At 65.0% G+C, this 7,812-nt stretch carries 7 protein-coding genes; 4 read left to right on the forward strand and 3 right to left on the reverse strand.

Annotated elements, in window-relative coordinates:
- Positions 1-724 (forward strand): phospholipase D-like domain-containing protein (locus tag KAY22_RS21330; RefSeq protein ID WP_366514123.1); only part of this gene is annotated, 724 nt, incomplete at its 5' end.
- 53 nt (positions 725-777) lie between these two features.
- Positions 778-2,187: a M20/M25/M40 family metallo-hydrolase gene (locus KAY22_RS21335; RefSeq protein WP_296625233.1), complete on the forward strand. Its 1,410-nt coding sequence runs from the start codon at positions 778-780 to the stop codon at positions 2,185-2,187.
- Between the two features lie 63 nt (positions 2,188-2,250).
- Here KAY22_RS21335 and KAY22_RS21340 read toward each other — a convergent pair whose 3' ends face one another.
- Together KAY22_RS21340 and KAY22_RS21345 are read right to left on the reverse strand one after the other, a co-directional pair.
- A complete protein-coding gene (locus KAY22_RS21340; RefSeq protein WP_296625234.1) occupies positions 2,251-3,621 on the reverse strand; it encodes a DEAD/DEAH box helicase in 1,371 nt (456 codons plus the stop codon).
- 98 nt (positions 3,622-3,719) lie between these two features.
- Entirely contained in the window at positions 3,720-4,223 is a 504-nt protein-coding gene (locus KAY22_RS21345; protein WP_296625235.1) for a hypothetical protein, read from the reverse strand.
- A gap of 101 nt (positions 4,224-4,324) precedes the next feature.
- On the opposite strand from KAY22_RS21345, the gene KAY22_RS21350 reads away from it, so the two are divergent.
- Together KAY22_RS21350 and KAY22_RS21355 are read left to right on the forward strand one after the other, a co-directional pair.
- Positions 4,325-5,782 (forward strand): FAD-binding oxidoreductase, encoded by a 1,458-nt coding sequence (locus tag KAY22_RS21350; protein ID WP_296625236.1) that lies wholly within the window; start codon positions 4,325-4,327, stop codon positions 5,780-5,782.
- Between the two features lie 73 nt (positions 5,783-5,855).
- Positions 5,856-6,632 (forward strand): SapC family protein, encoded by a 777-nt coding sequence (locus KAY22_RS21355; protein ID WP_296625237.1) that lies wholly within the window; start codon positions 5,856-5,858, stop codon positions 6,630-6,632.
- Positions 6,633-6,849: 217 nt separating this feature from the next.
- Here KAY22_RS21355 and KAY22_RS21360 read toward each other — a convergent pair whose 3' ends face one another.
- Positions 6,850-7,710 (reverse strand): N-formylglutamate amidohydrolase, encoded by an 861-nt coding sequence (locus KAY22_RS21360; protein WP_296625238.1) that lies wholly within the window; start codon positions 7,708-7,710, stop codon positions 6,850-6,852.
- Positions 7,711-7,812 lie beyond the last annotated feature (102 nt).

The following is a 7,812-nucleotide window of genomic DNA, read 5'->3' on the forward strand; positions in this document are numbered from 1 at the left end:
GGCAATAGCCAAGCGCCTCGAGGAGCCAGATGGTCCGGAGATCGTGATCATCAACCCGGTCAGCGCCGATGGCTGGCTGCAGGAAGCCGTGATGGGCAGCGCGCGCGCCGAGCTCTTCTATGCACTGGCCGAGATCGACCAGCACGACCGCTTCCAGATCTACACCCCCGTCACCGCCGGCGGGCACCACATATATGTTCACTCCAAGCTGATGATCGTCGACGACCTGCTGCTGCGCGTGGGGTCGTCGAACATGAACAACCGGTCGATGGGCCTCGACAGCGAGTGCGACATCGCGATCGACCGCAGTGAGCAGGATGCACCCGACCCGGCCATTGCCCTGTTGCGCGAGCGGTTGCTCGCCGAACATCTCGGCACCACCGAGCAGGAGATCCGCGACGCCTTCGAGCGGACCGGATCGCTGATCGGGGCGATCGAATGCCTGAGGGGCACGGGAAAAACGCTGGAGCCGTTCGAGCCGGAAAAGCTGAGCGATACCACCTATGCCATGGGCGCCAGTGGACTGCTCGATCCGGAATCTGTCGACGAGCGATTCGAGCCCCTGTCCAATCGCGGGCTCTTTCGGGGATTTCTGCGGAGGGGAACGCACCAGCTGATCGACAATCTGCGCGACCGCCGCCGTCGTCGACGCGAGCGTAACCGCGGGCGATGGCGGCGCAAGTTCCGCCAGATCGTCGACGCCGCGCGCGGGGAGCGCGATTGACGGCGATCGGTGGGTCGACCAATCTCGCACATCACCTTGCGAGGCCTACCCTTATGCTCTCATTTCGAAAAATCGCTCTCCTTGTCGCCGCATCCGCGCCGCTTGCCTGGACCGCGAGCCCTGTCGCGGCAGCCAGCGCCAAGACATCGCCCGCGCAACATGCCGAAGCGCTGAAGATGTGGAAGGCGATGATCGCCATTCCGACCGTCCAGGGACGTGGCGAGATGCGGCGGATGGCCGACTATGTCGCCTCGCAGCTGCGCGGGGCGGGCTTCGCCGCCGAAGACATCGTGATCGAGGGCCAGGGCGACGCGGTCTCCCTCGCCGCGCGCTATCGCGGGACCTCCGGCGGCAAAGACAAGGCGATCCTGCTATCCGGCCATATGGATGTGGTCGAGGCCCGCCCGTCGGACTGGACCCGCGATCCCTTCACACCGGTCGAGGAAGGTGGATTCGTTTATGGCCGTGGGTCGCTCGACATGAAATTCGGCGACGCGGTTCTCGTCTCGACGTTGATGCAGTTGAAGCGCGAGGGCTTCAAGCCGCGGCGCGACATCCTGCTGCTGCTGTCGGGCGACGAAGAGACCGACATGGCGACCACCGCCCGGCTGGCCGAACGCTATGCGGGAGAGGCGGAACTTCTGCTCAACGCCGATGGTGGCGGTGGGCAGCTTGACGAAACAGGCAAGCCAGTCGCTTTCTATGTGCAGGGCGCCGAAAAGACCTATGCCGACTTCGAGTTCACGATCACCGATCCTGGCGGGCATTCGAGCCGCCCCGGACCGACCAACGCCATTGCGGAGGTCGCGGCCATCGCCCAGCGAATTGCCGCTTTTCGCTTCCCCGCCCGGACGAGCGAGCTCACCGCTTCCTATATGCGGCAGGCGGGCGCCAAGCTCGAAGGCGAAACGGGCGCCGCGCTGCAGCGTTTCGCGGACAATCCAGCGGACAGCGATGCGCTGCAGAAACTGCGTGCCGATCCGGAATGGGTCGGGCAGACCGGCACGACCTGCGTTCCCACGATGATCTCCGGTGGCCATGCGCTCAACGCTCTGCCGCAGAAAGCCAGCCTTTCGGTGAACTGCCGTATTTTTCCTGGGGAATCGGTCGAGGAAATCCGGACAACCCTTTGGAAAGTCGCAGCGAATGAGAAAGCGAAGATGGTCACGCTGGGCGCGCCCCTCGCCAGCGACGCCTCGCCGTTGCGCCCCGATCTGATGCACGCCGTGCGGAAGGGAATCGACCTCAGCTATCCAGGCCTGCCCATTTCGGGCGTGATGGCAGCGGGTGCCACGGACAGCCTCTATTTTCGCGCCAAGGGAGTCCCGAGCTACGGTGTCCTGGGCATGTTTCTTAGACCCGAGGACGACTTCGCGCATGGCCTCGACGAACGCGCGCCGGTAGCAAGCCTCGATCCTGCCCTGACCCTCATGCGGACCATGGTGGTCGATCTGTCAAAATGAAGAAAAGGCCGGGTCACCCTGTGCGGGGTGATCCGGCCCTTCGCGTTTCGCCCGGAACGCGGATCAGTTGGTAAGGCCGACCGTCAGGAAACTCGGCACCGGCCCGTTCCAGCCATCGTCCGGGCCGTCATCATGCCGATCGCGGCGATCGTCGCGGCGGGGGCGGCGATCGTCACGGCGCGGTTCGCGCTGAGGCGCGGTCTCCGCCTTGCGCTCGGTCGGCTCGGGGCGCGCCCGCTCTTCGCGGGGGGCCTTGTCGCGACGGGGCTGCTTTTCGCGGGGTGCCGCTTCGGCTTGCTCGGCAGGCGCTTCCGCGCCATCGGCACGCGGACGACGCGGCAACGGCGCGCCTGTCAGCTTTTCGATCGCAGCGATGGCTTCGGCATCTTCCGGGGTCACCAGCGTGATCGCGGTACCGGTCGCGCCACCACGGCCCGTACGGCCCACGCGGTGAACATAATCGTCCGGGTGCCAGGGCACGTCGAAATTGAAGACGTGGCTCACACCCTTGATGTCCAGGCCGCGCGCGGCGACGTCGGACGCGACGAGGATGTTGATCTCCCCGCCCTTGAAGCGATCGAGTTCGCGCAGGCGCTCCGGCTGCTCCATATCGCCATGAATCTGGCCCGCCTTGAAACCATGCCGCGCCAGGCTGGAGGCCAGATCACGCACGGTGGTCTTGCGGTTGGAGAAGATGATCGCGGTGGTCACCGCTTCGCTGCGAAGCAGGCTGCGCAAAGTATCGCGCTTGCCCCGGCTCGATGTTTCGACGAGCGACTGGTCGATCGACAAATTGGTGCTCGCCGGACGCGACACCTCGATCTGCTTCGGATTGGACAGAAATTTGTCCGCCAGCTTCTTGATCGGTGCCGGCATGGTGGCCGAGAACAGCAGCGTCTGCCGCTGCGCCGGAAGCTTGGTGCAGATTTCCTCGATGTCGGGGATGAAGCCCATGTCGAGCATGCGATCGGCTTCGTCGATCACCAGCAGGCTGCAGCCGGTCAGCAAGATCTTGCCGCGCTGGAACAGATCCATGAGGCGGCCCGGAGTAGCAATCAGCACGTCCACGCCCTTTTCGAGCGCGGCGACCTGCTCGCCCATGTTCACACCGCCAATAAGGAGAGCCATGGTAAGCTTATGATATTTACCATATTTCTCGAAATTCTCGGCAACCTGCGCCGCCAGCTCCCGGGTCGGCTCGAGGATCAGCGAGCGCGGCATGCGCGCGCGGCTGCGGCCGTGGGCCAGAATGTCGATCATCGGGAGAACGAAGCTGGCCGTCTTGCCGGTGCCCGTCTGGGCAATGCCGATCAAGTCCTTCATCATCAGGACAGGCGGGATCGCCTGCGCCTGGATCGGCGTAGGCTCGGTGTAGCCGGACTCCACTACGGCGCGGAGAAGTTCGTCGGAAAGGCCGAGATCGGCAAAGGACATGAAGCTATCCGGAAAAGCGTGCGGAAACCAAATCCGCACCGACCGGGCGATTGGGCGTCAATGCGCCATTTGTCAAGGATTATGCGGCCCGGCGCCCCTCAGTCGTCGAGCACGAGCTTGCGAAAACGCCGTATCTCGCACTGTCCGCCCGAACGGGTCCGGATGACGTCGCGGCCCGCGCAGATCCGGCCATCGTCGGTCGGAAGAATGTAAAAGCCGGAATAATAATCAAGCGCGGGGCAGCGGGACGAAAACTCGGCACGCAGCCGCTGCCCGCCGCGCATGGCCAGGTCTATAGCGTCATCGGCGACGACGGCGGCACCCGCTATGCTCGACATCACCACGCATTTCGGGCCTTTCTTCTCTTTCCATTTGAGGGGCTTCTGCGGCACTCGCGCGGGAACGCGGACGACCAGTGTCTGCTGAATGCTCATCTGTGCCAACACCGTGCGCGCAGGCTCGGCCCATCCAGGAAGCAATGGGCACAGGGCGGCGATCGAGGCCAGCGGCACCCCGATGGTCAGGACTCGCGGCAAGCGGCCGAAATTCACGTCCGACGTTCCACCCTTTTCACCGCACCATTTGGTGTCTGGCCCACCCATAGGCCCGATCCTCATCGGTGCAACCGGTTGAACGACCGATGAACTGTCGTGCATGTCGGTTACGCTGGCTAATCGCGCCAGCGCTACATTATGTTCCGCCCATGCCGCAGCTCAACCGACCAGACGCCACTCTCATCGCCCGCCTGCTTGACCTGCTGGGTCCGCAGGGATGCGTCACCGACGACGATTTGATCGCGCCATGGCTGACCGACTGGCGCGGTCGATACAGCGGCACGAGCATCGCCCTGCTTGCTCCGGCAACGACCGATGAGGTGTCGGCGATCGTCCGCCTCGCAGCCGAAGCGCGTGTCGCGCTGGTTCCGCAAGGCGGCAATACCGGCACGGTCGCCGGCGCCACGCCGCCCGCCGACGGCTCGGCGCTACTCTTGTCGATGCGACGGATGAACCGCATCCGCACCACTTCGGCGACCGACAACGCGATCATTGCCGAAGCCGGGGTCATCCTGTCGGATCTGCACGCCGCCGCCGCCGCGATCGGACGGCGCTTTCCCTTGTCGCTTGCCGCCAAGGGTTCGGCGACGGTCGGCGGACTCGTTTCGACCAATGCGGGCGGAACGCAGGTGCTGCGCTTCGGCCCGGTGCGCTCGCTCGTCCTGGGGCTGGAAGCCGTGCTGCCCGATGGCGCGCTGTTCGAGGGCCTGGCTACGCTGCGCAAGGACAATCGCGGCTACGACCTGCGCCAGTTGCTGACCGGGGCCGAGGGAACACTGGGCATAATCACCGCCGCCGCGCTACGGCTCGTACCTTCAATGGGCGCGCGTGCGGTCGCCTGGGTCGGGCTCGACAGCCCGGCGAAGGCCCTGGACCTGCTGCGCAGGCTCGAGGAGCGCTCGCCCGAGAGCATCGAGAGCTTCGAACTCATCCCGGCCGATGCGCTGACGCTCGTTCTGGAAAGGATTCCCGGCACGCGGGCGCCGCTGGCCAGCCCCTCCACCTGGAACGTGCTGATCGAGGCGGTCGGCAACCGTGACGATGCTCCGCCCGCAAGCTTGCTGGAAGCCGCATTGACCGATGCGATGGAACACGGTCTGGTCCTGGACGCCACCATCGCGGCCAGCGAAGCCCAGGCCGAAGCGCTCTGGGCCCTGCGCGAGTCGATTTCCGAAGCCGAGAAGCGCGACGGTCCTTCGCTCAAGCACGACATTTCGGTTCCCGTATCGGCGATGCCGACTTTCCTGGAAGAGGAAGGGCCCCGCATCGAGGCCCGCTTTCCAGGATCCAGGATCATCGCGTTCGGCCATCTCGGCGACGGAAACATCCATTTCAACCTGCTCCCGCCCGCCGATGCCGATCGCGAAAGCTGGATCGCAGCGCACGGACGCGAGGCCACGGCCATGGTCCATGACCTCGTTGCGGCGGCCGGCGGTTCGCTGTCGGCCGAGCATGGGATCGGACAGGCCAAGCTCGCCGAGTTCGCGCGCCTTGGCGATCCGGTGCGGCTCGCCGCCCTCCGGGCGATAAAGCAGGCGCTCGATCCGCTCGGCATCATGAACCCCGGCAAGCTTGTTCCGCTTGCGCCAGAGGCCAAGGATCAATAGACGGCGGCACGATCGTCCGGGCCCGTAACCCGCGAAATCATCCACCTCTCAACCGGTTTTCAGGAGATTGTCGATGGCGACTGCCCCGGCCAACGCCCTGCCCCTCTTCTACAATGAATTGCAGCCGCTCTCGAGCCAGCTCCACGCCAACTGGAAGGCGCGCACGCTGGAAACGGCCGAGTTCTTCGCCACCGCCCATGCGGTGCCGCTGACCGTCGAGGAGTTCATTTCCGCGCAGCGCTTCTATCCGATCGTCTTTTCGGCGGGCCCCGATCCCGTACCGCTGGCGCTGTTCGGCCTCAACGACGGCGTCAATGTGTTCGTCGACGAGAAGGGCATGCCTACCCGCGACATCTACATCCCGGCCTATGTCCGCCGCTATCCGTTCATGCTCGCCCGGCTGCGTCCTGACAGCGACGATCTGTCGCTGTGCTTCGACGGCACGTCGGGCGTGATCGGCGAGTTTGAGGACGGCATGCCGCTGTTCGACGGCGAGGAGCCGGCTGAGGCGACCAAAAACACGCTCGCTTTCTGCGAGCAGTTCGAGCAGGCCGGCATGCGCACCGGCATGTTCATGCAGGAGCTGATCCAGAACAAGCTGCTGATCGATGGCGAAGTCACGATCGAGCCGGAAGGCGGCCAGCCTTTCGTCTATCGCGGTTTCCAGATTATTTCCGAGGACAAGCTCAAGGAGCTTCGCGGCGACGTGCTGCGCAAGATGGTCCAGAGCGGCCTCCTGCCGCTGATCTACGCCCACCTCTTCTCGCTGTCGCTGATTCGCGACGTGTTCGGCATGCAGGCGCAGCAGGGCAAGGCGCCGCCGGTGACCCCGGTCGAAGCGCAGGCCTGAGGCAAATCGGGGGGAAAGTGCTGCGGAACTAAGGAATTTCCCAAAATGGGTCGAACTGTTCTTGAAACATCGGGACAGTGGACCTATCTTGTGGATGTGCGGTGGTCGTGCCCCCCTTTCGCGGCCCCGTACGACGCATCCCCCGGGATGCGTTCCTCCCTGAACCTTGGCCACCTCGTGCGAAAGCACGAGGTGGTTCTTTTATCAGGGTCTTCCCTTATTCCGCAGCGATCGGCATTTCGGGCCTGAACAGGCTCTCCAACCGGCTCGCGATCGTCGCCAGCAGGCGGCCGCATCCCTCCACATTGGGTCCGGGCCGATCCAGAGCGGCATCGAGATAGAGCGACCGGTCATATTCGATCTGGATCGCGTGCACATTATGCCGGGGCCGGCCATGACGGTCGATCGTATAGCCGCCGGCATAAGGATGGTTGCGCGCCGCGATCAGGCCGACGCTCTCGATCACCGCCATTATCAGATCGACCGCGGCGATCGACGCGCCCGCTCCGAACCGATCCCCCACGACGATACGCACCGGTCCGTCCGGCTGCCGCACCGGCAGCGGCGGCATCGAATGGCAGTCGATCAGGACGGCCGCGCCGAAACGCTGCCGGGTGAGTTCCAGCCGCTGGGCGATCGCTGCGTGATAGGGAGCATGAAGCTCGGCAATCCGGTTCTGGACCATATCCAGCGTCAGGCGTCGCCGCCACAGGTCGCCGCAGGATGGAAGCCGGCGGGGAAACAGGCCCAGGCCTGCGCGCACCTTGCCACTCAGCAGAAGATCCTCGGGCGCCAGAACCCCGTCGATCATCGCCGGATCGATCTCGCGCGGGTCACGGTTGAGATCGATGGTCGCCCGCGCGACGCTGGCCACGATTGCCGTCGCCCCTTGCGCGACGGCCGGCCCGATGAGCGCATCGGCATAACGATCCTCGAGCGCCTGCAACCGCGTTACCGGCACGCGCGCTGCCTCGACCACCGACGGCGGATAGTAGCGCCCGGCGTGCGGCACGGTCAGCAGGACGGGCGACGCGGGAAGCGCCGGGCCGACCAGAGTGAAGGGAGCGGCGGAAGCCATGGCCTCACGCTAGAGTCGGCGACATGGCCACGCAACAGCTGCCGCTACGAAAGGCTAAGCGGGGATCGCTTTTTTCGGCACCATCTGGAAATTGTTAAGCGG

The organism is Rhizorhabdus sp. (assembly GCF_018006725.1).
Lineage (GTDB): Bacteria > Pseudomonadota > Alphaproteobacteria > Sphingomonadales > Sphingomonadaceae > Rhizorhabdus.